Raw genomic sequence first — 24355 nt, forward strand, 5'->3', positions numbered from 1 at the left:
ACTGGTGGATCGGGAGTAAGGGTTTCGATCCGTCCACTTGGTCGTGCCGATCGGTCGTGCGCGGGTGTGTCCATACCGCGGTAGGTTTAAGTTGCTGACGTTGCAACAGAAGATTGCATTACAGCGTTTTCCGCCCGCAGTCACCCCCCAAAAGCAATGACTGACACTACGATTCGAGAGCACTCGAATACGCGCGAGCACGCGCGAAGACAGAAGAAAGAACAGACTAGAGAAGACGGCGAGGAACGACTGGACTGTCCGGAATGTGACGGTCAACTGGTCTCCGACGAGGAGCGCGGTGAGACCGTCTGTGTCGATTGTGGTCTCGTCGTCGACGAGGACGAGATCGACCGCGGCCCGGAGTGGCGTGCGTTCGACTCCAAAGAAAAGGACCAGAAGTCCCGCGTCGGCGCACCGACGACGAAGATGATGCACGACGACGGACTGTCGACGAACATCGGCTGGCAGAACAAGGACGCCTATGGCCGGTCGCTCTCTTCCCGCCAGCGCGAGAAGATGGAGCGGCTTCGAACGTGGAACGAACGGTTCCGAACCCGCGATGCAAAGGAACGCAATCTCAAGCAGGCGCTGGGCGAAATCGATCGGATGGCCAGCGCGCTGGGCCTGCCAAAGAGCGTCCGGGAGACGGCGAGTGTCATCTACCGGCGTGCGCTCGACGAGGATCTGCTCCCGGGCCGGTCGATCGAGGGCGTCGCGACCGCGTCGCTGTACGCCGCGGCCCGACAGGCTGGAACGCCACGCAGCCTCGACGAAATTAACGCAGTGAGTCGGGTCGATCGTTCCGAAGTCGCCAGGACGTACCGCTATATCGTCCGCGAACTCAACCTGGAGATCCAGCCCGCCGATCCCGAACAGTACGTCCCCCGGTTCGCATCGGATCTGGAGATCACGGAGGAAGCGGAACGGCGCGCCCGCGACCTGCTCAAAACCGCCAAGAAAGAGGGGATCCACAGCGGCAAGAGCCCGGTCGGCCTCGCCGCCGCCGCCGTCTACGCCGCATCGCTTCTGGTCAACGAGAAAGTGACCCAGAACACGGTCAGCGAGGTGGCGAACATCTCCGAAGTGACGATCCGGAACCGGTATCACGAACTGCTCGAAGCCGACGGTCACGCCCCCGACTGAGCGAGTTCGTCTTCTCCGCTGGTCTCCCGTGCCGAAAGCGACGGCTACAAACGGCACCTGCCCCAGGCGAGAGGTATGGAGACCACTCGACACTTCGTTGCGACCGTCTTCGTGGTCCACGACGGCGCAACGGCGTTACACGAGCACGAAAAGCTGGACATGTGGCTCCCGCCGGGCGGGCACATCGATCGCGACGAACTACCACATGAAGCGGCACTCAGAGAGCTCGAGGAGGAGACGGGGCTGGATGTCGAGCTGATCAGCGAGGCCGAGGGTGTGGAATCCGATACTGCTCGCCCCCTTCCACAACCCGAGCAGTTCAAGCTCGAAGACATCGACCGGCTCGACGGTGCGGTCGCCCACCAGCACATCGACTTCGTCTACTACGCCAGAGCGGCTGACCGGGTGATGAGTCCGGCTGAGGGGGAGGCCGGTTCACAGGCATGGGAGTGGTTCACCGAATCCGACCTCCGCGACCGTCGCGAGGAACTCGAAGCGGATGTCGTGGCGGCTGGGATCGACGCCATCGAGACTGTCGAAGAGTAGTCCACAACGCGAGCACGGAGGGGGATTTCCGCTACAGCGATACGTCGCCCGACCCCTCCGCCATCTCCAGGGTTCGTTTCGCGAGCCGTGGAACGCCCTCGCGCATCTTCGGATAGAGCGGGTCGGCGGCGTTGCCCTCCAGATGGCGGCGGAAGAACATCTCGCCGAGCGCGGCCATCTTGTAGGCGGCCAGTACCCGGTAGAATCGAAGATCCCCAGCCTCGATGCCACTTTGCTTCTCGTATCGGTCGATCAGCTCTCCCCGGGACAGATACCCCTCCTTTGCGGTAAAGGTCGGCATCAACTCGGGGATCGGCGGGTCGGGATCGGCGGGATCCTGCCAGAACAGAAGCAGGAGGCCGAGATCGGTCAGTGGGTCACCGAGTGTCGAAAGTTCCCAGTCGAAGACGGCGGTCAGTTCGGGTGGTGTCCCCTCCGCGAACATGAGATTGTCGAGTTTAAAATCGCCGTGGACCAGCGTGTGCGGGTGCTCCTCGGGGGCGTGCTCGGTGAGCCACGACATGAGCTCGTACACTTCCGGTACTTCTCGCTCCTCGCCGGTGACGTCGAAGGCCCAGGTGAACTGCTCAGACCAGCGCCGGACCTGGCGCTCGGTAAAGCCTGCAGGATAACCGAAGTCGTCGAGACCGACCGCCGCAGGATCGACCGAATGAATCGCCGCGAGCGTGTCGATCACCTCCGTGCTCAGTTCGTTTCTGGCCGCCGGGGTCTGGAACCGCTCGGGCTCTTCCGTCCGGAGCACGTCGCCGTGCTGGCGCTCCATCAGGTAAAAGGCCGCGCCGAGAACGTCCTCGTCCTCACAGGCACGTACGGTCGTCGGAACCGGCACCGGCGTCTCCTGTAACGCGTCCATGACCCGATACTCGCGGGTCACCTCGTGGGCCGTCTCGGCCGTCTCACCGGCAGGCGGGCGGCGGAGCACCAGCTCGCGGTCGCCCCACTCCACGAACAGCGTCTCGTTCGAGTGACCCTGCTCGTGACGCATCACGTCGAATCGCTCAGCGGAATCGAGCTCGTCCGTGAGATAGGCCGAGAGCGCGTCCTCGTCGACGATCCGGTCCAGATACTCCTCGCTCACGTTGATCCACCATCCACGAGTTTGTCGTTCATAGTTCTGCATTGTCGACCGTTATCAAATAGCTTGGGTGAGAGACCCCGGGAACACGCTTTTCACGGCTTACAATAATGAACGAATATGAAGTTCACGTACGATGACCCAAAGCGAGGGCGAGCGGTCGCCGAACGGACCCGCAAGTTCGTCGACGAGGTCGTCCTGCCGGTCGAACGCGAGTATCTCGGTCGTGGGCCAGTCCCCAGCGAGGAGATCGAACGCCTCCGCGATGCGGCGCGCGAGCGCGACCTCTACGCGCCGCAGGTCCCCGAGGAACACGGCGGGCTCGGACTGGACTTCCGAGAGATGCTTCCCGTATTCGAGGCGGCGGGGCGCAGTTTGCTCGGCCCGGCCGCACTGCGCTGTTCCGCGCCCGACGAGGGGAACATCCACACCATCGAACTGGTGGGGACCGACGACCAGAAAGAGCGCTGGCTCGACCCCCTCGTCGCCGCTGACGCCCACTCGGCGTTCTCGATGACCGAGCCGCCACAGGGCGGTGGCTCGGACCCGAAGATGATTGCCACGACCGCCGAAAAAGACGGCGACGAGTGGGTGATCGACGGCCACAAGTGGTGGACCACCGGCGGGAGCGAGGCCGACGTGCTGATCGTGATGGCGCGAACCGATCAGGACGCCCACCCGTACTCGGGCACCTCGATGTTTCTCGTCCCCACCGACGCCGAGGGGGTCGAGATCGTCCGCGATATCCCGCATCTCGGCCCCGACCTCGTGGAGATCGGCCACGCCGAGGTCAAGTACCACGGCGTCCGCGTCCCCGAAGAGAACCTGCTGGGCGCAGAAAATGCCGGGTTCGCAATCGCCCAGCAACGCCTCGGCCCCGCACGGCTGACCCACTGCATGCGATTCCTCGGGATGGCCGATCGCGCGCTGGACATCGCGACGGCCTACGCCAGCGAGCGCGAGGCATTTGGCGAACCGCTCGCCGAGAAACAGGCGATCCGCTTCGACGTCGCAGAGCATCGGATCCAGCTCCACGCCGCCCGGACGATGGTCCGCCACGCCGCCGAGCGGATCCGACAGGGTGAGGACGCCCGGATCGAGGTGGCGATGTGCAAGACGTTCGCCGCGAACGCCACCCAGCAAGCGGTCGATTCGGCGCTCCAGTACTGCGGCGGGACGGGGATCAGTCGTGATCTGCCGCTCGCGGACTTCTACGAGAGCGTCCGCCAGTTCCGCATCATCGACGGCGCGGACGAGGTCCACAAACGCTCCATCGCTCGCGAGGTGTTCGCGGACCCACCGATGGAGGAGTTGGAGACGATTACGCGGTTTGGAGAGTAGTCGGAGACGTGTTGGGTTGCTTACGATTACAGAATGCAGTGCAAGATACAGGGTGTGTACATATCACTCATGAATGTCTACTACGGTAACAGACCAGTATCTCGTTCTTTCACGATTTCACTCCCAACGGGTGGTTCTTCGGCTACTCTGACGATAGCTGGAAGTTCCTCCTCGAAATGGACTATCACACGATACGATACCGCTTCATCAACTTCTTCACATTCGTCTCTTCCATCATGCTGTCTAGTAAGTTCGATATGTAGCTTATCATCCTCTACATCATAGACTGGTTCTTCAAGATGTGCATCATAGCACATGTCTCCAGTTGAATACACACCACTCGCATATACTGCATTATCACTGAAACGTACTCTTGGATCGTCATCGGGTCTCTTATCAACGCCAACGCCGGTTTCAAATTCGACATTAGTAATTTCTGCAGCCCGGTTGAGGTTCCCAATACACCCAGACGCGCCAATAGAGATGGAGAGTCCAACGCCAGCAAGCAACTGCCTTCTGTTCATAATAAAACTAGAACCGTCGTTGCATAAATGTCTTCTACTGACCCGACTGGAGTGAACAGTTCGCACAGCTACTGATCGGTTGGTTCATCTGGATCTATGCGAAATCAACACCGACCGACTGCTGACTTCATCCTCTGTACTGACCGATCCGGTCTGATCGAATCCGAAAATAACTCAATGCAAGACTCGCGCCCTATATTTTGCACGCTGTTCCTGACAGAAGGTTCCATAACGGGCTCAACGACGTCATCTCCCGATACTATAATTGTTGAAGTGTGTTACTATAGTTTTCGAAGTTTAGTGCTACGGTGACCGAATAGCCAACAGCAACTCACCCGAGGATCCGTAACAGGCGCTCCATCCCGTACCACGACGCGGCGGCGAGCACGCTTGACCAGAGCACGAGACTCCCGGTCATCCAGCCGAGCACTCGACGACGCGAGGAGCCGAAGGCCAGTCCCAACACGGCTGCGAGATGCGCGCCAGTCGTCACCGGCGCGGCCAGTGCGACGCCGGGCAGGCCGTATTTGTTCCAGATCCGGCGGGCACGCCGAATCGTCTTCGAATCGCTATCGTCAGTTGGGTCGCCATACCGGCGTCGAACGAAATCGAGACTCCAGTCGGAGGCCACGACCACGAGATACACAGTAGAAAGGTTGCCGGTCGCCGCGGCGAGTCCGACGAGGATGGGGTCGAGCCCGACGGCGACGCCGAAGGGGATGACCACGAGCACCTCGACAACGGGGATCGCCGCGAAGACGAACACCAGCAGGTACGCGAGGAAGCCGTCCGCGCGGTCGATCGTTTCGAGCCCGGCGAGGAGGTCCATACTACACCACCCGCGAGCGGATGTACTGGGTCACGTGGTTGTCCATTCGGCGTTTGAACCCGGCCTGTCGAGCGAGTCGATCGAGTTCGCGACCCACCAGACTGCCGTACTGGACGGCCTTCTTCTCGCGGAATGCGATACTGTCGGGGACGAACTCGCGGGCAGCAAGACGGAAGGCTCGCTTTCGTTCGCCCCGGTCGTCGACGAGCGAGTCGGCGGGTAGTTTGAGCGCCGTCTCGACGACGTTGTCGTGGAGCAGGGGCGCGACGGGCTCGAGCCCCGCCGCGCGGAGCGCGAGGACGTCCCGTTCGAGCTGGTTGGGCAGCGTGGCGATCAGCTCGCGCTGCGCGCCGCGGACGGTGTCAGCGTCGACCCGCGGATCGTCGGGTGCCCGGGCGACTTTCGCGTAGCCGCCGAATAGCTCGTCGGCACCCTGGCCGACCGCGAGGTACTCGTAGCCGTCCGCACGGGCCTGCTCGGCGACGAGGTACAGCGGGAGCGCGATCTGGACCGCCATCGCATCCGGGCGGCCGATCGCCCGGGCGACTTCGGGGACGGCACGCTTGAGGACCTCCTGAGTGAACTCGACGCTCCGGAGCTCCCTGTCCATCGCCGCGGCTGCCGTCCTGGCCGCCTCGCGGTCGTGGCTCCCGTCGAAGCCGCCGACGTACAGCGGGGCGTCGAAGTTTGCGGCGACGACCGACGAATCGACGCCGCCCGAAAAAGCGATGGCAACTGATTTGGGATCGTCGGGACGGGCTGCCGCGATGCCCTCGCCGATAGCGTCGACGAGGTCGCTGACTGCCTCGCGTTCGTGCTCGTACGGTTCGGGATCGGGAAGCGACCAGAGCTGCTGTGGCTCCTCGCCGTCCCGCCTACGGTGACCGGCGGGAAAGGAATTCGGCTCTTCGAGATCAGTTCTGTCCGGTGACCAGTTGGGGGGCGCAGTCGGCACTCGGTCCTCGACAAAGAGCGGATATCGGCCGAGAATGTCACGCACGAGCGCGCCGTCGACGCGACCGGCAAAACCCGCCGTTCCGGGCAACGGATTGCCGGTATCGATCGCACGCCGAACGAGATCGGGATCGGCCCCCTGCACTATCAGAACAGCTCCCGGAGTCGGCTCTTGACACGTCGTTTCGCTCCGCCTGCGGCCTGTCGGAAGCTGATCCGCCAGGGGGTTCGTTTTCCGGCGACCTCTGTTCGGCCCGCAGCGACGGCATCGAGGATCGCGTCGACATCACGTTCGTCGGTGTCGATCAGCGTGACCGCCTGTCCGACCATCTCGCTGATATGGGCGTCGCTACCTGCCGTCATCGGGAGATCGTACTCCGTGGCGAAGGTGCGGGCCTGTCGGTTGCCCCGACCGGTGAGCAAGCGGGAGTTGTACACCTCGATCGCGTCGGCCGTCGCGAGCGCCTCGGGCGTGATGTTGGCCATCACGCCGCTGCGTGACTCCTGGTAGGGATGTGGTACGATCGCGATCCCGCCCTGTTCGTGAATCCGGTCGAGCGTCTCGCCAAAGGACAGGCCGGGCGGGATGGCCTCCTCGATGCCGAGTCCAAGGACGTGGCCCGCGCGGCTGGTGATCTCGATCCCCGGAATGCCCACCAGTCCGTACTCGGGGGCCTTACGGACGGCCTCCAGACTGGCGTCGATCTCGTCGTGATCGGTGACGGCGATGGCGTCCAGTCCGACGGCCGCTGCCTGTTCGAGCAGCAGGTCGACCGGGTCGCGACCGTCGTGGGAGAGCTCCGAGTGAGTGTGTAGCTCGACCGATAGCACACCCTGTCGTTCCGGGTGTACCGACAAAAACACCTCGGTACGGGCAGAGACCGACGCGCTGGTGCTACAGAACTGTCACGAACGCCGGCTCGAACGTGTTGCCGTAGGTATGATTGAGGATGACGTAGGTGACGACACCGAGGACGAGACTCAGGATCCACGAAGCGGCGGCGATCCGGCCGACCTGTGCGTGGCGCGTGTCCCGCAGTTCGCTCGGCGTGTGCGAGAGTCCGAGCAGGAGTGCGTAGACCACGACGGGCATCGCCAGTCCCGACAGCAGGATGTGGATCGCAAGCATGATGAAGTAGGCAAGGGCAACGAGGTCAGGGGCAGCGTCGGCGATGGCTTTCTGTCCCCCGCCGCCGACCTTCGGGAGATACAGTACGAGGAAGACGAGGATCAGGGCAAAGGCAGACCCCATCGCTTTCCGGTGTTTGTCAACCTCACCGTTGCGGATCCAGTACCACCCAGCGACCAGACAGATCGTCGCCAGCGTGTTTACCGCCGCGATAGCGTGGCCCAGCAGGTCAACGCCGGACTCGGTGATGTTCGGATACGGGAACCAGCCGCCAAAGGTTCCGGCCACCAGCAGGTAGCCGACGACCGTCAGGAGGACCGTCAGTTCGTTCACTCGACCCTTGATCGGTCGGGCGGGTGTCGCTGTCGCCATACTGGGGGGCTTGGGAGCCCCCCGGTATTTTCCTGTCGTTTCCGGAGAGGGTCCGACAGGTAGAGCCGGATCGTGATCAAAGTATAAACGAATCGCTAGCAAACTATCGTGTATGAGTGCCGAACAACAGCGGACCATCCGGTGTCTCGTGGCCAAGGTCGGCCTCGACGGCCACGACCGGGGGGCACACGTGATCGCCCGTGCGTTCCGCGATGCCGGGTTCGAGGTGATCTACTCCGGACTGCACAAAGCACCCGACGAGATCGTCCGGGCCGCGGTTCAGGAGGACGTCGACGTACTCGGGATCTCGATCCTCTCGGGAGCACACAACACGCTCGTCCCGAAAGTCGTCGAGGGACTCAAGGAGTACGGGGCCTTCGAGGACACCCTATTACTCGTCGGCGGCGTGATCCCGGACGACGACAAGGCGGCTCTCAAAGCTGAGGGCGTTGCCGAGGTGTTCGGCCCGGGAACGGAGCTCGAAGAGACGATAGAGTTCGTGCGAGAGAACGTGCCCGAGCGATGAGCGACACGAGGATGGAACTGGTCGATGACCTGCTTGCGGGCGACTATCGCGCCCTCGCAAGGGCAATTACCACGATCGAGAACCGTCAGGATGGGTATCGGGACCTCGTTGCCACACTGCACGAACACACCGGGAACGCCGAAGTGATCGGGATCACGGGCAGTCCGGGCTCGGGCAAGTCGACGCTCGTGGACAAACTCGCGCTCGCCTACCGCGAACGCGGCGAACGGGTTGGTATCGTCGCCGTCGACCCCTCATCGCCGTACACCGGCGGTGCCGTCCTCGGGGACCGGATCCGGATGGCCTCCTCGGTCGGCGACATGGATGTCTTCGTCCGCTCGATGAGTGCCCGTGGGAGCCTTGGCGGGCTCTCAATGGCGACCGCGGACGCCGTCACGGCGTTCGACGCCTTCGGGATGGATCGGGTGATCATCGAGACGGTCGGCGCGGGACAGAACGAGATCGATGTCGTCCGCGCGGCCGACACCGTCGCCGTGCTCGTCCCGCCGGGAAGCGGTGACACCGTCCAGACGCTCAAGGCCGGGATTCTCGAAATCGCGGATGTCTTCGTGGTCAACAAGGCCGATCTGGACGGCGCGGATCGCACCGTCACGGAGCTACGGGAGATGGTCGGGCTGGGCAATGACGTGACCCCGATCCTCGATCACAGCGGAAAGCAGGGACGCGGAGCGGGAGACGTGGCGGCCGGTGACACGACGCCGGACAACGGGGCGGCAGACACCACGACCGCCGACGCGACGCCGAACGACGAGGCGGGGTGGACGCCGCCGATCGTCGAGACGGTGGCGACGCGGGGCGACGGCGTCGACGAGCTGATCGCGGAGTTCGAGGCCCACGCGAGCTATCTCGACGGAACCGGCCGCCGGGCGGAGCGCGAACGGACGCGCTCGGCCGAGGAGCTCCGGCGGCTCCTGCGAAGCGATCTCAACGGGCTGGTCGAAGCGGAGATCGAACGCCGTGGGGGCATCGACGCGCTGGTCGACGAAATCGTCGATGGGCGACAGGACCCCTACTCGCTGGCGGACAGCCTACTCGCTCCGGTCGAAGACTGTCTTACGGAGCGGACCGACGAGTGAACGGGTTTCCTGAGCGATTTTTATAAGTTCCCAGCGGTCGAACAGGAGCCTATGAAGCTCCGAACAGTACTCGCTGGAGCGGTCGGCGCGCTCGGAACCGCGGCAGTGGTAAACGCCGCACTCACTCGACGAGCCGACGAGCTACCGCCAGCGATCGAGGGCGAGCAGCAGACGTACCGCTGGCGGGGGATGGATGTCGCCTATACGGAACGAGGCGATCCGGACGACCCCGACCTCCTCTTGCTCCACGGCGTCAGTGCGGCGGGATCGAGCCACGAGTTCGCCGAGGTGGTCGACGAGTTCGCCGAGGACCACCACGTACTCGTGCCCGATCTGCCCGGATTTGGCCGGTCGGACCGGCCGCCGCTGATCTACTCGCCGACGTTGTACGAGGGCTTTGTTGCCGACTTTGTCAGGGACAACACCGAGAACCCCACGGTAGTCGGGTCGTCGCTAACGGGGGCATATCTCGCAGCAGCAGCAGGCAAGCCGGACGTTGAGGTCGCACGGCTGATCCTTATCTCGCCGACGACCGAGACGATGCCGGGCCAGCGCACCTGGCTTCGGTCGCTGTTGCGTGCACCACTCGTTGGCACGGCGATCAACAACCTCGTAACGAGCAAACCGGCGATCCGGTATTTCAGCGCCGATCACGGCTACTACGATCCGAACGAGGTCACCGAGGAGCAGGTCGAGTACCAGTGGCAAAGCGCCCACCAGCCCGGCGCACGGTATGCCCCGGCCTCTTTCATCAGCGGGTATCTCGATCCCGACATCGATCTCACCGAGCAACTCGACGAGCTTGACGTCCCGACGACGCTTGTCTGGGGGCGCGAAACCGAGACGACGCCGCTCTCGGAGGGACGGGCACTCGCAGAACAGTCGGACGCACGGCTGGTTGTCGTCGATTACGCCCGATTGCTCCCGCACGCCGAACACCCCGAAACGTTCGCTCAACTGCTCCGCGAGGAGCTATCGCTTCCTGAAGGCGAGTAGGCGCTCGCCGGTCGTCTTGCTTTCTGCGACCTCGACGGTAACGCGGTAGCCGACGGAAATCGACTCGGGATCGACGCCCTGTACCTGCCCAGTCAGTCTGACCGACCCAAAATCGGCAATCGCGAGGACGTACGGTGCATCGTCCGCGAAGGCCGGGGCTGGTACTTCAGTACGCGTATACGTGTCGATCGATCCGACGTCAGGCAGTGGCGTCTTCCGAAGGGTGTCGTCGCCACACTCCGGACAGAGCCGACGCGGCGGGAGCGAGCCGTGCCCCTCGGGGCATTCGAGGTAGTAGCCCTCACCCTCCGCAATCGCATCGATGACGTCATCGTACCCCCGATCGCGCACGCTCTCGGTTCCGTCGCTCATCGGGCCACCTCCAGGACGTGAACGATCGCGCTGGCGACGGTACCACCCGCGTTGTGCGTGACGCCAACAGTCGCATCGGGGACTGCGTCGCTGTTGACGTGATCACCGCGCAGGAGTTTGACCACGTCGGCGATCTGACCGACGCCGGTCGCGCCGACTGGATGGCCCTTCGCCTTGAGGCCGCCCGAGAGGTTCACCGGGACTGCGCCTTCGGCAGTGGTCTCACCCCGCCGTGCCGCACCAATCCCCTCGCCCGGTTCGTAGAGGCCGAGCGACTCGATGGCGAGCACCTCCGCGATCGTAAAGCAGTCGTGCACCTCGGCGAGGTCGATCCGATCCCCGTCGATCCCGGCGTCCTCGTAGGCCTCGGCGGCGGCAGCGTCCGCAGCAGGCGACGTTGCAAGATGCTCGCGATCGTGTAATGCGATCCGATCGCCACCCTGTCCGGTGCCGGTGATCGCGACTGGGGCGTCGAGATCGTGTTCCCGGGCGTACGCCTCGCTGACGAGTACTGCCGCACTCGCGCCGTCGCTGATCGGACAGGAATCGTAGAGACCGAGCGGTGAGGATACCATCGGCGCGTCCAGCACGTCGTCGATTGTGATCTCACGCTGGTACTGTGCGTGCTCGTTTTCGATCGCATTGGCGTGGTTCTTGACCGCAATGTGGGCCAGATCTTCGCGCGAACCGCCGAACGTCTCGAAGTAGGCCTGCGCCATCAGCGCGTACGCGCCGGGGAAGGTCATCCCGTGTCGAACCTCCCAGAGATCGTCGGCCGCGATGGCCAGCGCTTCGGTCGCTCCTGCAGTTCCGAGGTTCGTCATCCGTTCCGCCCCGCCGACCAGCAGCACGTCCGCTTCGCCGTTCCGAACGTCCCGGACGGCTTGCCGAACCGCGGCCCCGCTTGACGCACAGGCAGTTTCGTACCGCGTTGCCGGTGCCTGCACGCCAGCGGCCTCCGCCATCATCGGCCCCTGATGACCCTGCTGCTCGGCGAGTTCGCCCATGAAGTTTCCGTAGTAGACCCCCTCGACGTCGTCGTGCTCGACCCCCGCGTCGCGGATCGCCTCCTGTGCGGCATCTCCGAAGAGGTCTCGCCCCGTCCGTTCGGGTGCCCGACCGAATGCAGTGACACCCACTCCCGCCACTCGTGGACCTGTCATACGCTACCTAGATCACGAGCCGCATTTATTCCCTTGGGTGGCCCTCATATTCTTTGGCACCCGTGATATTTCGGTGGTTTCTATACTCTCCGGCCCAACTAACTACTATGAGTGAGGAGACCATACTACCCGATCAACACCGGAAGTCGAGCCCGTGGCCCATGTTGATCGCGCTCGGCGTCGTATTCTCCGAAGTGGGGATCGTCCTCGGTCTGGTTCCGGTTGCTATCGGCGGCCTTCTGCTGTTGCTTGGGAGCGTCGGTGGCATCCTTCGGGAGACGGAGTACGTTGCTAGCCCATGGACGGTGTTTGTCGGTCTCTCGGCGCTGCTGGTGGCAATCGGAGTCGGGCTGTTTACGTTCGCGGGCGGGACGATCACCCAGAGCCTGACGATCTCGGCAGGCAACAGCGGAATCGCAGTTCGCGGGCTATCGATCGCGACGGCGGGACTGATCGGTATCGTACTCACGCCGATCTTGCGCGCCCGATTGCCCGAGCAGCCGACGATCTAACAGAGAGATCACATCGAAGCAGAATCTATTTCAAAGAGCGAATACTACCGAGGGCCAATGTCACGAGAGATTTTCGATCGGGATACACTGCTCGACCTGACGGTCAACTTCATCCCGCTCGGTATTCTGGCTGTGTTTATCGCACTGTACGTCGCGCTTAACCCGTGGGGCTGGGATCCCCTCTTCAGTACGCTCCAGTTCGGCCTCATCACGATTACGTTCGTGTTACTCGCCGTCCTCACCTACCTTTCCGGGAAGGCGATCGAGGGAGACGAACGGCGCTTCGGCGGCGGCGAACACTGATTTTCTCTCTGCAATCTTTCACCTTCCGTCCCCGAAACAGAGCTGAAATAACGAACCTTTCTTTACCCCGCAATACAGAGGGTATTCATATGGTAAACGGACAAGTGGTGCTGACGGCGTTCATGGGGCTTTTCCTCGTCGCCGTCGTCGCCTGGCTGACCCGCCTGGATAGCTGGCGTACGTACTCGCCAGCCGGAGGCGGCGGCTACGGTGACGACTCCGCGACGGTCCATTCAGAAAAGCCAAGCGGCGTGATCAGGTGGCTGACGACTGTCGATCACAAGGATATCGGCATTCTCTACGGTGCCTATGCGGTCGTCGCGTTCGCCTGGGGCGGGCTTTCCGTGATGGTGATGCGACTGGAACTCTCTTACCCAGGCACGACGATCATCAGCGCGGACACGTACAACGCCCTGTTGACCTCCCACGGGATTACGATGCTGTTCCTCTTCGGGACGCCGATCATCGCGGCGTTCGCGAACTATCTCCTGCCGTTGATGATCGGAGCAGATGACATGGCGTTTCCGCGGATCAACGCGATCGCGTTCTGGTTGCTCCCGCCGGCAGCGCTTCTCGTCTGGGCTGGGCTGATATTCGGCCCGTTCGTCGACGGGATTGCAGGCGCGCAGACATCGTGGACGATGTATCCACCGCTTTCCGCCGACTCGACCGTCGCCGGAACGCCGGCCGGTGACGCGGGCGCGCTCAACCCCGGTGCCGACCTGATGATGCTCGGGTTACATCTCTCGGGGATCTCCGCAACGATGGGCGCGATCAACTTCATCGCGACGATCTTCACCGAGCGCGGCGAGGATGTCGGCTGGCACAACCTCGATATCTTTTCGTGGACGATGCTCACCCAGTCCGGACTGATCCTGTTTGCGTTCCCGCTGCTCGGTAGCGCACTGCTGATGTTGCTGGCCGACCGGAACCTCGATACGCTGTTTTTCGATCCAGCAGGTGGTGGGCCGATCCTCTGGCAACATCTGTTCTGGTTCTTCGGCCATCCGGAAGTGTACATACTGGTGCTTCCGCCGATGGGGATCATTAGTTACGTGCTCCCACGCTTTGCGGGCCGGAAGCTGTTCGGCTTCAAATTCGTCGTCTACTCGACGCTGGCGATCGGCGTCCTCTCGTTCGGGGTGTGGGCCCACCACATGTTCGCGTCCGGGATGGACCCCCGACTCGAATCGGCGTTCATGGCGGTGACGTTATCGATTGCGATACCGAGCGCAGTGAAGGTGTTCAACTGGATTACGACGCTGTGGAACGGCTCGATCCGGCTGAACGCCCCGATGCTGTTCTGTCTCGGCTTCGTCTCGAACTTCATCATCGGCGGCGTCACCGGCGTCTTCCTCGGTGCTGTGCCGGTCAATCAGGTACTCCACGAGACCTACTACGTCATCGGGCACTTCCACTACATCGTGATGGGCGCGATCGGTTTCGCCGTCTTCGCGGGGCTGTACTACTGGTTCCCGCTCTACACCGGGCGCATGTACCAGCAACGGCTGGCCAAGTGGCACTTCTGGCTCTCGATGATCGGGACGAACCTCACGTTCTTTGCGATGATCTTCCTCGGCTACGGCGGGATGCCGCGCCGGTACGCCAACTACCAGCTGACGATCGGTCCCGAGGCGCTGTTTACCGACCTTCACCAGTTCACCACGATCGGGGCGATCATCCTCATGATCGGCCAGATCATCTTCGTCTACAACTTCATCATCTCGTGGCTCGAAGGCCCGAAGGTCCGCGACGGCGATCCGTGGAACCTCGACGAACACGGCATGAAGACCAGAGAGTGGGAGTGGTTCGAGCAGAACAAGATCCTCCCCATGACTGATGGTGGTGAGCCCGTCGACGACGGTGCTGGCGGGAGCGCCGACGTCAAAGAGGAGTGACTACTCCCACGACTGAAGTCGTGGGCTTTCTCCTTGATTTCGTGTAACAGGGGCAACCGTGACGGAAACCGTACGGGCGATCGGTGACGACGCCGAGGAAGGCGATGCAACTCCGAAGTCGCCCGCAGGGTTGATGCGGGCGTCTGTCGAGGGGAACTGGCCCGAGGCCGTAGAGTTCACGGTCATTGATGGCCACGGTGAGCAGGAGACGGTACGTCTCGATGGGGCGAGACGCAATAACGACTGCTTATCCGCCGATCGTGAACAGCAACAGGTTATTGAACGCCGGGCCGAGTCCGACCGCAGCGACGACTACCAGCATAAGGCGAGCGAACACGGGGTCGTCCTTGACGAACTCGCGAAACAGGACGACGATGGCCGCGGCCAGTCCGACCTTGACGAGGACGAACAGCCAGCCAGCGCCGAGTAGCTCGGCGGTCGGGAGTAGTTCACCTGCCTCCAGAATGTATCGCGACAGCGGCGTCCGTTCGTGGGCTCCGAGAACATCGTACCCGACTGCCGTCGTGACGCCGTCAAACGCGTGCCCGGCGACCACGAGGGCCCCCGCTGGCCCGGTGACTGCGGCTGATTCAGTGAAGACCACGCTGAGCGTGATCCAGACGACACCAGTAACGACCACCGACACGACGACAGCGATCACTGGCCAGAACGGGGAGAACGTCCCCGCTCCGATGCCCTGGTAGATCGAGAGCATGCCGAACGTGATCGCAACTGCCGTGCCGATCACGCCCAGTCGGCGGTCGGCGGAGCCGTGTGGTCGAATTTCGGCAACGAGTTCCGCAAACGCCCACGCCAGCCCCGTAACGATCGCCAGGGTCAGATAGACGCCGGGTGCCTCGAACAGGGGCGCGATCGCCGGGGGATACGTCCCTAGCTGTTCGAGTCCGTGAAGGATCCCGCCGGTCGCCATCCACGGCGCGAACGCCGCCACGGTCCAGTTCGTCACCGGGGGCCGGAGCAAATAGAGTAGCCCGGCGACGCCGACCGATCCGACGAGCAACCCGATCAGATACGGTAGCGGCGGGATAGCGAGGCCCTCGGGGAGTACCATAGTCCCAACACCGGAGCGGAACTGGTGAAAAGCTTACGATTACTTATCCGCCGAAACAATCTCTGTCGGTGATTCCCACGGTCGCTCGACGCTCTCGCCGAACAGCTCCCGCATCAGCGTGACGATGCTCTCGGGCGGGAACTGGCCCCGTTCGGTCACAATCGCGTCGACGTACCGCGGCGGCGTCACGTCAAAGGCCGGGTTATCGACGGCGAGCGGAGGCATATCACCTGGTGTCTGAACGTCCTCTATCGCGGCACGTTCATCGGGTCCGAGTACTTCTGTCTCCGCTCGCTGTTCGATCTCGACTGTCGATCCCGTGAGCGTGTCCGGATGGAGTTTGATCGTCGCCGCGGCAACCATGATCTGGGAGCCCTGCTCGCGGGCGAGTACTGCCAGCCCGCTCGTTCCGACCTTGTTGATCACCGATCCGTCCGCAGCGATGCTGTCAGCCCCGACGACGACGTGATCGACGTCCGGGAGGTGTCGCCGGGCCGCGCTGTCGACGATCAGCGTCACCGGTACGCTCATCGCCCGGAGCTCTCGCGCGGCGATATGTCCCTGATTGCGCGGGCGCGTCTCCTTGACGATTGCACTGATCTCCTTTCCGTCTGCGACGGCTGCTTCGACACAGGCGAGGGCGTCGGTCGAGTGACAGTGCGTCATCACCGTATCGCCGTCTTGCAGCCGGTTCGCTCCGATCTCGCCGAGCTGTGACTGTGCCGCCTCGACGTCCGTATGAAAGGTCGTGGCTCGATCGACGACAGTTGCTTCGAGTTCCGCTACCGAGTCGGCATCGAGATCCCGCAGCACGTATCGGAGCGCGTTCGCCAGACTCACCGCAGTCGGTCGGGTGTCATGGAGCCTCCGGGCCGCGGCGGCGAGTTCGTCACGTAGCCCTGCGGGACTGTCGGCCTCGCTTTCGATAGCCTGGGTCGCCAGCGCGTCGGCCGCGGCGGTCGCAATCGCGACGGCCCCCCTCGTCTCCATCCGTGCGATGTCGTTTGCCGTCTCCCCGACCGCCTCGACGAGTCGCTCGTCAGCCATACCCACGTGATACGCCCCCACGGGACAAAAGCGATCCGACCCTCCGATCCGGTCGACAGTCCGTTTTTTGCTCCCTCGCCCCAGATTCGACGTATGGAGTACTCCGAGTTTCCCGCACGCATCGATCATACAGTACTCGGTCCGGACACAACGCGGTCGGACGTCTACCGCGTTCTCGACGAGGCCGAAGAGTACGGGATGAACGCGTGTATCCCACACTGTTACGTTGCCGAGGCGGCCGAGTACGCTCCCTCGGTTCGGCTGGTTACAGTGGTTGGCTTCCCGCACGGGCAGACTGCGACCGAAACCAAGGTTCAGGCAGCGACGAGTGCGGTTGCGAGTGGAGCCGACGAGATAGATGTCGTCGCGAACATCGGCCGACTCAAACATGGCGAGGATGAGGCGGTCCGCGACGAGCTGAACGAGGTCGTCGCCGCTGTCAGCGAGCGTATAAAAGTCATTGTCGAGACGGCCCTGCTCACTGGCGAGGAACGCGACCGGCTATCGGAACTGGCCGTCGAGGCTGATGTCGACTACCTGAAAACATCGACCGGATTCGCGTCAGATGGCGCGACGATTCCCGACGTTGAAGCGATGAGCGAGTACCTGCCGGTCAAAGCGAGTGGCGGTATCGGGAGTTACGAGAACGCCCGTGAATTCGTCGAGGCGGGTGCTGAACGGATCGGCGCGAGTAGTGGGGAGAAAATCGCCGCCGAGTTCCGCGAGTCGGCGGGTCAGTAGCTCAGTTTCGGTTCCGCGCGAACAGTGCGACTGCGATCAGCGAGAAGAGGGCAACGAGCGGGCCAAAGCCGGGCAGCGAGTCGTCGTCATCGGCTCCCTCGTCGTCCATTCCCTCTTCGGACTGGGTGGTAAGGAACTCCTGAGCAGCTGCGGTGTCCATCTCGTTGAAGTCACGGTCCCAGTCGCCGTCCATGTAGATCTCGGTGTCGTCGTCGGCCACGGCGAGGGCACTCACGTCGCCCTCATCGGCGTCGGCGTCAACAAGCGCGTCGACATGGACGTGAACGCCCATCGTGTCGTCGTCGAGCGCGCCAGCGATCTCGGTTACCTCGTGACCGCCAAACGCGTCGTTGATCTCGTCGGAGAGGGCTTCCATGTTACCGAACTGCGCGCCAGCCTCGATCTCGACGGTTTCGCCGTCGACGTTGACGTCCATGGCGGCGATCTCGAACTCGGAGTCTTCGAGATCGGTCAGGAACTCGTCGACTTCAGGTCCGGCCATCGGATCCTCCGCGGCCGCTTCGATCATCGAGTCAAGGGCCTGCTCGACGAGCTCTTCCTGTTCGACCTCCAGCGCCATGTCGGCGACGAGGACGTCGTTATCGTCGATCTCGGCGTTGAGATCGATGGTCATGTCGCCCATGGTGCCGTCGATATCACGCTCCTCGAGTTCGTCGATGTACTCGCTCCAGTTCTCGGTGTCAGTGCTCAGTGAGAGGTCGACCCGGTCGTGCTCTGCATCGTACTGCTCGACCGTCGCGGACCACTCGTAGTACTGTTCGAGATCGGCAGCCTGCTGAGCCTCGACGGTATCCTGGAACTCGTCGAGTTCATCCTCGAGTTCGGGTGCGTCGATCGAGTCGACCAGCGTGACCATCTCGTCGACCGCGCCTTCGAGGTTGCTCAGTTCGATCGTCCAGTCGGCGTTGAGAGTCGATCCGGACTGATCGGCGGTGAACTCCATCGTGTCGATCTCGACATCGACGAGGCTCTGTGCGAGCGCGTCGGCCTCGGACTGGCTGAGATCAAGCTCCTGGTCTTCGGCGAGGACCTGTGCGAAGACGTCGGCGAAGCCGTCCTGCACGTTCTGGAGTTCGACCGAGTAGCTGATGTCGAGGTCACCCTCACCGTCTGCGGTTTCGGTGTAGGTGTAGCTCTCGATCGTGATTTCGGTGGTGCCATCGAACTCCTCGGCGATCATACCGTACTGGGCATCGAGGGTCTGTTCGGCTGCTTCTTCGGTCTCCCACATACCGGTCTGGAACTGGCTGACGATCTCGTCCTGGGTCACGTCCAGCGTGTACCCGTCACCGGTGTCGGTGACGCTCACGTCGTAGTAGAACTCGCCGCCCTGAACGGTTCCGAGTTCGGCGTTGACGTCACCGGACGTAGCGAACGTATCCGGCGTCACGTCCGCGTCACCGGTCGTTTCGAAACTCTCGAAGTCGTCAGCGGCATCGTCGCCCTCGAAGATCATCTCGAGATCAGCGTCGAACTCGCTGGTCTCCGAGGACTGCTCGCCGTAGACGTCGAGGGTCATGTCTTCGAGCTCGTCGGGGCTCTCCATCTGGAGATCGCCCTCACCGAAGAATCGGTCCTCTTCGAGCACCAGCGACATGCCACCGGCGGCACTCTCGTCGAGTTCGTCCTCCTCGATGTCACCTTCAATCAGCGTGTGGGCCAGCCCCTCACTGACGTGCATCCCGAGGTCGAACGTCGTCAACTCGTCGTCACCGTCATCGTCCTCGTAGACGAGTACGGCATCACCATCGCCGTCGACGTAGATTTCGTCTGCGGGTTCTGCGTTGTCGTCGATCTGCTGGGCATCGATACTACTATCGGATGCTACTGCGGGGGCGGCGGCGGCCACCGTCCCGAGGAGCATCACTGCAACGAGTAACACGGCGGTCACCGCGTTACCCTGGAGGGATATTGTCGTTTCGCTCATGCGTTCACGTATCTTGTTTGCCGGCATTTATATTTTCGCCTCGGTTTTGTATTATAAATTCGTGGCAGTCACGATACTGTGGAGCAACTCGGGGACGCTCTGTTTCGTCGTGCTTTTGCCGCCGGAGCCGTTACTGGTGGTACTGAGATGGCCCGCTACCACATCGAGACGTACGGCTGTACGTCGAACAGGGGTGAGAGCCGAGCGATCGAGCAGAAGCTACGGGACGCGGGCCACCGTCCGGTCGACGGTCCCGAAGCGGCCGACGTGGCGATCATGAACAGCTGTACTGTCGTCGAGAAAACCGAGCGCAACATGATCCGGCGCGCCGAGGAGCTACAGGCCGAGACCGCCGATCTGATCATCACCGGCTGTATGGCGCTCGCACAGGGCGAGGAGTTCGAGAGCGAGGGTATCGACGCTCGAATCCTGCACTGGGACGACGTTCCGACAGCGGTCGGCAACGGCGAGTGTCCGACGACAACTGTGGGGACGGAACCGATCCTCGACGGCGTGATCGGCATCCTGCCGATCGCTCGCGGCTGTATGAGCGATTGCTCGTACTGCATCACGAAACACGCGACCGGGAAAATCGACTCGCCGCCGATCGAGGAGAACCTCGAAAAAGCACGGGCACTCGTCCACGCGGGCGCGAAGGAGATTCGCATCACCGGTCAGGATACTGGTGTCTACGGGTGGGACGAGGGTGAACGGAAACTTCACACGCTACTCGATCGGATCTGCACGGAGATCGACGGCGAGTTCCGGGTCCGGGTCGGGATGGCGAATCCGAAGGGGCTCCATGGCATCCGTGAGGAGCTGGCCGAGGTCTTTGCCGAACACGATGAACTGTACAACTTCATCCACGCACCAGTCCAGAGCGGCTCGAACGACGTGCTCGGCGACATGCGCCGCCAGCATCAGGTGAGCGAGTTCGTCGAGACTGTCGAGACGTTCGACGAGTACCTGCCAGAGTGGACGCTTTCGACCGATTTCATCGTCGGCTTCCCCACCGAAACCGACGAGGATCACGAGCAGTCGATGGAGCTGTTTCGTGAAATCCGACCCGAGAAGGTAAACGTCACCCGCTTTTCGAAGCGACCCAATACTGACGCCGCCGAGATGGACGGGCTGGGTGGGACGTTGAAAAAGGAACGCTCGAAGGTGATGTCCGAACTGAAACACGAGATCGTCGGCGAGGCCTACGAGTCGATGGTCGGCACCCGTCGGGAGGTGCTCGTCGTCGAGGAGGGGACTGGTGACTCCGTGAAGTGTCGGGACGACGCCTACCGACAGATCATCGTCCAGAACGCAAGCGAACACGGGCTCGAAATCGGCGAGTTCACGACGGTCGAGGTGACTGGACACAATACGGTCTACGCCCTTGCCGATCCCGTACAGCCGGTTCCGGCAGGAGGAAAGCCGGAGGACCGTCACAGCCGAGGGGCTTAGGAAGGTCCAGCACCTAGCGCGCCCGTGAACCGGCAGACGATCGGCTACGCGCTCGTCTTCGTATTCGGGCTGATGGCGGTCCTACAGACCGTCCTCGCCATCCGTTTTAACCTCTTCTTCCTGCTCGTTGCAGGCCTGTTCGGCGCATCGGCGTATCTTATCTGGTATCACGTCTCCGGACGGATGGAGCAACAGGTCCGACAGGAGGCCACGCGAAATCGCCGGACTGATCGCCGAGGTGGCTTCGGAGCAGGTCCACGGGAACGACGGTTTCGCGACGCTCGCCGCGATTCGACTCGCAACCAGCGCAGCGGGGACTGGAGCCGTCGAGCGCCGACCAGTACCGACGAACCGACACGCCGGGAAGCCTACCGGATCCTCGACCTCGGACGGGATGCGGACAGATCGGCGGTTCGGGACGCCTACCGTGAGAAAGTACAATCCGTGCATCCCGATACGGCCGACGGCGATGAGGAGGAGTTCAAACGCGTCACGCGCGCGTACGAGCGCCTGACCGAGTAACGAACGAGTGCCTCCGTGGTTGTAGCTGCCTCGCGAGAGCAAGTCATATGTGCACGGAGTGATACGCTCAGATCGATGGGGAAGGACGTCTCGACGACCGAAGACGACACCGAGCAGCCGGCGGATCCGCTATCCCCCCAGGAACGGATCGAAGAGGTTGCCAGCGTCGTCAGCCACGATCTGCAGAACCCGCTTACGATCGCGAACGGCTACCTCTCCCGGGCGCGCAGCCACGGCGACGAGGAGTACTTCGACCATGTCGAAGATGCACTCGACGAGATCCGAGCGATCAGCGAGGAAGTCGTCGGGCTAGCACGGCTCGGACAGCCAGTTGAGCGAACCGAGTCGGTCGACTTCGGGACTGTCGTCGAGGCGTGCTGGAGCGAGCGCTCTCCTGAACACGGCGAGCTGGTGCTCGAATCAGCAGATCCGATCCAGTGTGACGGGAATCGGCTACGCTCGTTGCTAGATCGACTGTTCGATAACGCGATCAGGCACGGCGGCGAGGACGTCACTGTCACCGTCGGGACGACCGAGAATGGCTTTTTCCTCGCCGACACTGGACCCGGCGTCACCGAGGGTGAACACGAAGCAGTCCTCGAAGCAGGGTACTCGACCGTTCAACAACGACCGGGGCTGGGGCTGACCATCGTTCGTGCGATCGCGCAGGCACACGGCTGGTCCCTCTCGCTGTCCGAGAGCGAGGAGGGCGGCCTGCGGGTCGACATCTCCGGGGCCGACCTGATCACGAGAGAGGCGCTCCGCGAGGACGTCCGGGCGTAGGCCGCCGACCCGTCCGGACCCTGAACGACCGTGCTATGGTATCTCACGCCGAAGCCTTTTATCTGCTGTCGTCTAACGGAGCCACATGAGCCCGGATCGTGTCGTGCTCGAACGGGCAATAGAGCGCGGCGAGCGGGAAGGCGGCAGCGTCGAATTCAAGGAGCGACTACAGCGGGACCTGCATCTGGTCGACGGACGGCGGGAGAGCCTTGCCGCCCAGCTCAGACACCGGGTGCTGTCCGGCGACGGCGAGGCGACCTACGTTGTCGGCGTCACCGACGACGGCGGACTGGCCGGGATCTCGCCCGACGAGTTCTCCGAGACGATGGATGTCCTCTCCCTGCTGGCCGAGGAAGCCAGCGCGCACATCGACGAAGTCCAGACCTGGGGCGTCGAGCCCAGCGGCGACGCTGACACGGGTCTCGTCGGTGTGGCGACGATTAACGAGGGAGCGATTCTCGATACCGACGACAGCCACATCGTGGTTGGGACGGCAGGACACGTCGATCACGGCAAGAGTACGCTCATCGGCACGCTCGTCACGGGCCAGGCCGACGACGGGCAGGGTGGGACCCGGAGCTACCTCGACGTGCAGCCCCACGAGGTAGAGCGAGGCCTGTCGGCCGATCTCTCCTACGGCGTCTACGGCTTCGACGAGGAGGGGCCGGTGCGGATGGACAACCCCAACCGGAAAACCGACCGGGCGCGGATCGTCGAGGAAGCCGACCGGCTCGTCTCCTTTGTCGACACCGTCGGCCACGAGCCGTGGCTCCGCACCACGATCCGCGGACTGGTCGGTCAGAAACTCGATTACGGCCTGCTCACGGTCGCCGCCGACGACGGGCCGACCAAGACGACCCGCGAACATCTCGGCGTCCTGCTCGCAACGGAGCTCCCGACGCTCGTTGCAATCACCAAAGCGGACGCCGTCACCGACGAACGGCTTGCAGAAGTCGAGCGGGAGGTCGAACGGATGCTCCGGGACGTTGACCGGACCCCGCTTCGCGTCGAGCGCCACGGTATCGACGCCGCAGTCGCCGAGATCGGTGAGACGGTCGTCCCCGTCGTCACGACGAGTGCAGTGACCGAACGTGGCCTCGACACGCTCGATCAGCTATTCGAGCGACTCCCGAAGACCGCAGGCGAGGACGGCGAGTTCCGGATGTACATCGACCGAACCTACAGCGTTACCGGCGTCGGCGCTGTCGCCTCCGGGACGATCATGTCGGGTGAAGTCGAGGCGGGCGACGAACTCCTGCTCGGTCCGATGCCCGACGGGAGCTTTCGCGAGGTCGAGGTTCGCTCGATCGAGATGCATTACCACCGGGTCGACGAGGCGAAGGCGGGGCGGATCGTCGGCATCGCGCTGAAAGGCGTCGAGGAGCGCGAGATCGAACGCGGGATGGCGTTGCTCCCCCGCGATAGCAATCCGGAACCGGTCCATGAGTTCAGCGCCGAAGTGATGGTTCTCAACCACCCCACGAGCATCGATGAGGGGTACGAACCGGTCGTCCACGTCGAAACGATCAGCGAGGCTGCCGTTTTCTATCCGGAGGACGGGACGCTCCTTCCGGGTGACACGGGCAACGCCCGTATCCGGTTCAAGTTCCGGCCGTATCTGATCGAGGAGGGCCAGCGGTTCGTGTTCCGTGAGGGGCGAAGCAAGGGGGTCGGGACGGTGACGGGAGTCGGCCCGGCGAAGTAGCCATTCCTGCACGACGATCGCGTGTGTGAATATTAATCACACATATCTGAAACGTAAATCTATAACCCGCTTCAGGAGCGATAGCCGCACGTATGCTCGAAAGCGTTCAGTTCACGATACACGACGGCGTCGACACGCAAACTGCGGTTTCACGGGTCTCTCCTCGATCTGTCAGCGTTCTCGATCGGATGGAAGGCGAATTTGCTGGCGTCTTTCGGGCACTGACACCTATCTGGGGGTGCGCGTATGGCGGCCAGTACTGATCGAGTCGTCCGGAATAGACC

At 62.9% G+C, this 24355-nt stretch carries 26 protein-coding genes; 15 read left to right on the forward strand and 11 right to left on the reverse strand.

Annotated features, from left to right (window positions below; translation table 11 throughout):
• Window positions 1–156 precede the first annotated feature (156 nt).
• Both AArcSt11_RS05910 and AArcSt11_RS05915 read left to right on the forward strand, forming a co-directional pair.
• Window positions 157–1143: a transcription initiation factor IIB gene (locus AArcSt11_RS05910; protein WP_250595428.1), complete on the forward strand. Its 987-nt coding sequence runs from the start codon at window positions 157–159 to the stop codon at window positions 1141–1143.
• Between the two features lie 75 nt (window positions 1144–1218).
• Complete coding sequence (locus tag AArcSt11_RS05915; RefSeq protein WP_250595429.1) at window positions 1219–1689, forward strand: NUDIX domain-containing protein; 471 nt, start codon at window positions 1219–1221, stop codon at window positions 1687–1689.
• Between the two features lie 31 nt (window positions 1690–1720).
• Here the strand turns inward: AArcSt11_RS05915 and AArcSt11_RS05920 are convergent, their stop codons facing one another.
• Entirely contained in the window at window positions 1721–2830 is a 1110-nt protein-coding gene (locus AArcSt11_RS05920; protein WP_250595430.1) for a phosphotransferase family protein, read from the reverse strand.
• Between the two features lie 75 nt (window positions 2831–2905).
• Here AArcSt11_RS05920 and AArcSt11_RS05925 point away from each other — a divergent pair, with 75 nt between their 5' ends.
• Entirely contained in the window at window positions 2906–4126 is a 1221-nt protein-coding gene (locus tag AArcSt11_RS05925; protein WP_250595431.1) for an acyl-CoA dehydrogenase family protein, read from the forward strand.
• Window positions 4127–4206: 80 nt separating this feature from the next.
• On the opposite strand, the gene AArcSt11_RS05930 is transcribed toward AArcSt11_RS05925, so the two are convergent.
• The 5 genes from AArcSt11_RS05930 to AArcSt11_RS05950 form a co-directional block, all read right to left on the reverse strand.
• Window positions 4207–4650: a hypothetical protein gene (locus AArcSt11_RS05930; protein ID WP_238479911.1), complete on the reverse strand. Its 444-nt coding sequence runs from the start codon at window positions 4648–4650 to the stop codon at window positions 4207–4209.
• A gap of 331 nt (window positions 4651–4981) precedes the next feature.
• Entirely contained in the window at window positions 4982–5479 is a 498-nt protein-coding gene (locus AArcSt11_RS05935; RefSeq protein WP_250595432.1) for a small multi-drug export protein, read from the reverse strand.
• A gap of 1 nt (window position 5480) precedes the next feature.
• Window positions 5481–6578, reverse strand: coding sequence for an asparagine synthase C-terminal domain-containing protein (locus AArcSt11_RS05940; protein WP_250595434.1), 1098 nt, complete (start codon window positions 6576–6578; stop codon window positions 5481–5483).
• A gap of 2 nt (window positions 6579–6580) precedes the next feature.
• Window positions 6581–7264 (reverse strand): PHP domain-containing protein, encoded by a 684-nt coding sequence (locus AArcSt11_RS05945; RefSeq protein WP_250595757.1) that lies wholly within the window; start codon window positions 7262–7264, stop codon window positions 6581–6583.
• A gap of 64 nt (window positions 7265–7328) precedes the next feature.
• Window positions 7329–7934 carry a DUF420 domain-containing protein gene (locus AArcSt11_RS05950; RefSeq protein ID WP_250595436.1) on the reverse strand — a complete coding sequence of 202 codons (606 nt, stop codon included), beginning with the start codon at window positions 7932–7934 and terminating at the stop codon, window positions 7329–7331.
• Window positions 7935–8046: 112 nt separating this feature from the next.
• Between AArcSt11_RS05950 and AArcSt11_RS05955 the strand changes: the two genes are divergently transcribed.
• From AArcSt11_RS05955 to AArcSt11_RS05965, 3 genes are read left to right on the forward strand one after another with little or no spacing between them, the layout of a single operon-like run.
• Complete coding sequence (locus AArcSt11_RS05955) at window positions 8047–8460, forward strand: cobalamin B12-binding domain-containing protein (RefSeq protein WP_250595438.1); 414 nt, start codon at window positions 8047–8049, stop codon at window positions 8458–8460.
• Window positions 8457–9557 (forward strand): methylmalonyl Co-A mutase-associated GTPase MeaB, encoded by a 1101-nt coding sequence (gene meaB / locus AArcSt11_RS05960; protein ID WP_250595441.1) that lies wholly within the window; start codon window positions 8457–8459, stop codon window positions 9555–9557. The genes AArcSt11_RS05955 and meaB overlap by 4 nt, the downstream gene beginning before the upstream one ends.
• A 51-nt stretch (window positions 9558–9608) precedes the next feature.
• The gene (locus tag AArcSt11_RS05965; protein WP_250595443.1) at window positions 9609–10553 is read left to right on the forward strand and encodes an alpha/beta fold hydrolase; all 945 of its coding nucleotides are present in this window, start codon (window positions 9609–9611) and stop codon (window positions 10551–10553) included.
• Here AArcSt11_RS05965 and AArcSt11_RS05970 read toward each other — a convergent pair.
• Complete coding sequence (locus tag AArcSt11_RS05970; RefSeq protein ID WP_250595445.1) at window positions 10530–10925, reverse strand: Zn-ribbon domain-containing OB-fold protein; 396 nt, start codon at window positions 10923–10925, stop codon at window positions 10530–10532. The genes AArcSt11_RS05965 and AArcSt11_RS05970 overlap by 24 nt on opposite strands.
• Window positions 10922–12088 (reverse strand): thiolase domain-containing protein, encoded by a 1167-nt coding sequence (locus AArcSt11_RS05975; RefSeq protein ID WP_250595447.1) that lies wholly within the window; start codon window positions 12086–12088, stop codon window positions 10922–10924. Before AArcSt11_RS05975 ends, AArcSt11_RS05970 begins: the two co-directional genes overlap by 4 nt.
• Window positions 12089–12195: 107 nt before the next feature.
• On the opposite strand from AArcSt11_RS05975, the gene AArcSt11_RS05980 reads away from it, so the two are divergent.
• From AArcSt11_RS05980 to AArcSt11_RS05990, 3 genes are all read left to right on the forward strand, one after another.
• Entirely contained in the window at window positions 12196–12600 is a 405-nt protein-coding gene (locus AArcSt11_RS05980; RefSeq protein ID WP_250595449.1) for a DUF7541 family protein, read from the forward strand.
• Between the two features lie 57 nt (window positions 12601–12657).
• Window positions 12658–12903 (forward strand): DUF6684 family protein, encoded by a 246-nt coding sequence (locus AArcSt11_RS05985; protein ID WP_250595450.1) that lies wholly within the window; start codon window positions 12658–12660, stop codon window positions 12901–12903.
• A gap of 89 nt (window positions 12904–12992) precedes the next feature.
• Window positions 12993–14801: a cbb3-type cytochrome c oxidase subunit I gene (locus AArcSt11_RS05990; protein ID WP_250595451.1), complete on the forward strand. Its 1809-nt coding sequence runs from the start codon at window positions 12993–12995 to the stop codon at window positions 14799–14801.
• 247 nt (window positions 14802–15048) lie between these two features.
• Here the strand turns inward: AArcSt11_RS05990 and AArcSt11_RS05995 are convergent, their stop codons facing one another.
• A complete protein-coding gene (locus AArcSt11_RS05995) occupies window positions 15049–15873 on the reverse strand; it encodes a DUF63 family protein (protein WP_250595452.1) in 825 nt (274 codons plus the stop codon).
• A gap of 39 nt (window positions 15874–15912) precedes the next feature.
• Window positions 15913–16920: a ribose 1,5-bisphosphate isomerase gene (locus AArcSt11_RS06000; protein WP_250595453.1), complete on the reverse strand. Its 1008-nt coding sequence runs from the start codon at window positions 16918–16920 to the stop codon at window positions 15913–15915.
• A gap of 93 nt (window positions 16921–17013) precedes the next feature.
• Between AArcSt11_RS06000 and deoC the strand changes: the two genes are divergently transcribed.
• On the forward strand, window positions 17014–17661 hold the full coding sequence (deoC, locus tag AArcSt11_RS06005; protein ID WP_250595454.1) for a deoxyribose-phosphate aldolase: 648 nt from the start codon (window positions 17014–17016) through the stop codon (window positions 17659–17661).
• A gap of 1 nt (window position 17662) precedes the next feature.
• Here deoC and AArcSt11_RS06010 read toward each other — a convergent pair whose 3' ends face one another.
• Window positions 17663–19609, reverse strand: a complete 1947-nt coding sequence (locus tag AArcSt11_RS06010) for a PGF-CTERM sorting domain-containing protein (protein WP_250595455.1) — start codon at window positions 19607–19609, stop codon at window positions 17663–17665.
• Between the two features lie 147 nt (window positions 19610–19756).
• On the opposite strand from AArcSt11_RS06010, the gene AArcSt11_RS06015 reads away from it, so the two are divergent.
• The 5 genes from AArcSt11_RS06015 to AArcSt11_RS06035 all read left to right on the forward strand — a co-directional run bounded on the left by AArcSt11_RS06015 (window position 19757) and on the right by AArcSt11_RS06035 (window position 24334).
• The gene (locus tag AArcSt11_RS06015; protein WP_250595456.1) at window positions 19757–21061 is read left to right on the forward strand and encodes a tRNA (N(6)-L-threonylcarbamoyladenosine(37)-C(2))-methylthiotransferase; all 1305 of its coding nucleotides are present in this window, start codon (window positions 19757–19759) and stop codon (window positions 21059–21061) included.
• Window positions 21062–21085: 24 nt separating this feature from the next.
• Window positions 21086–21583 carry a J domain-containing protein gene (locus tag AArcSt11_RS06020; RefSeq protein ID WP_250595457.1) on the forward strand — a complete coding sequence of 166 codons (498 nt, stop codon included), beginning with the start codon at window positions 21086–21088 and terminating at the stop codon, window positions 21581–21583.
• Between the two features lie 75 nt (window positions 21584–21658).
• Window positions 21659–22366 carry a sensor histidine kinase gene (locus AArcSt11_RS06025; protein ID WP_250595459.1) on the forward strand — a complete coding sequence of 236 codons (708 nt, stop codon included), beginning with the start codon at window positions 21659–21661 and terminating at the stop codon, window positions 22364–22366.
• 85 nt (window positions 22367–22451) lie between these two features.
• Window positions 22452–24071: a GTPBP1 family GTP-binding protein gene (locus AArcSt11_RS06030; RefSeq protein ID WP_250595460.1), complete on the forward strand. Its 1620-nt coding sequence runs from the start codon at window positions 22452–22454 to the stop codon at window positions 24069–24071.
• 92 nt (window positions 24072–24163) lie between these two features.
• Entirely contained in the window at window positions 24164–24334 is a 171-nt protein-coding gene (locus AArcSt11_RS06035) for a hypothetical protein (RefSeq protein ID WP_250595462.1), read from the forward strand.
• The last annotated feature ends 21 nt before the right edge of the window (window positions 24335–24355 follow it).

The organism is Natranaeroarchaeum aerophilus (assembly GCF_023638055.1).
GTDB classification, from domain to species: Archaea; Halobacteriota; Halobacteria; order Halobacteriales; family Natronoarchaeaceae; genus Natranaeroarchaeum; species Natranaeroarchaeum aerophilum.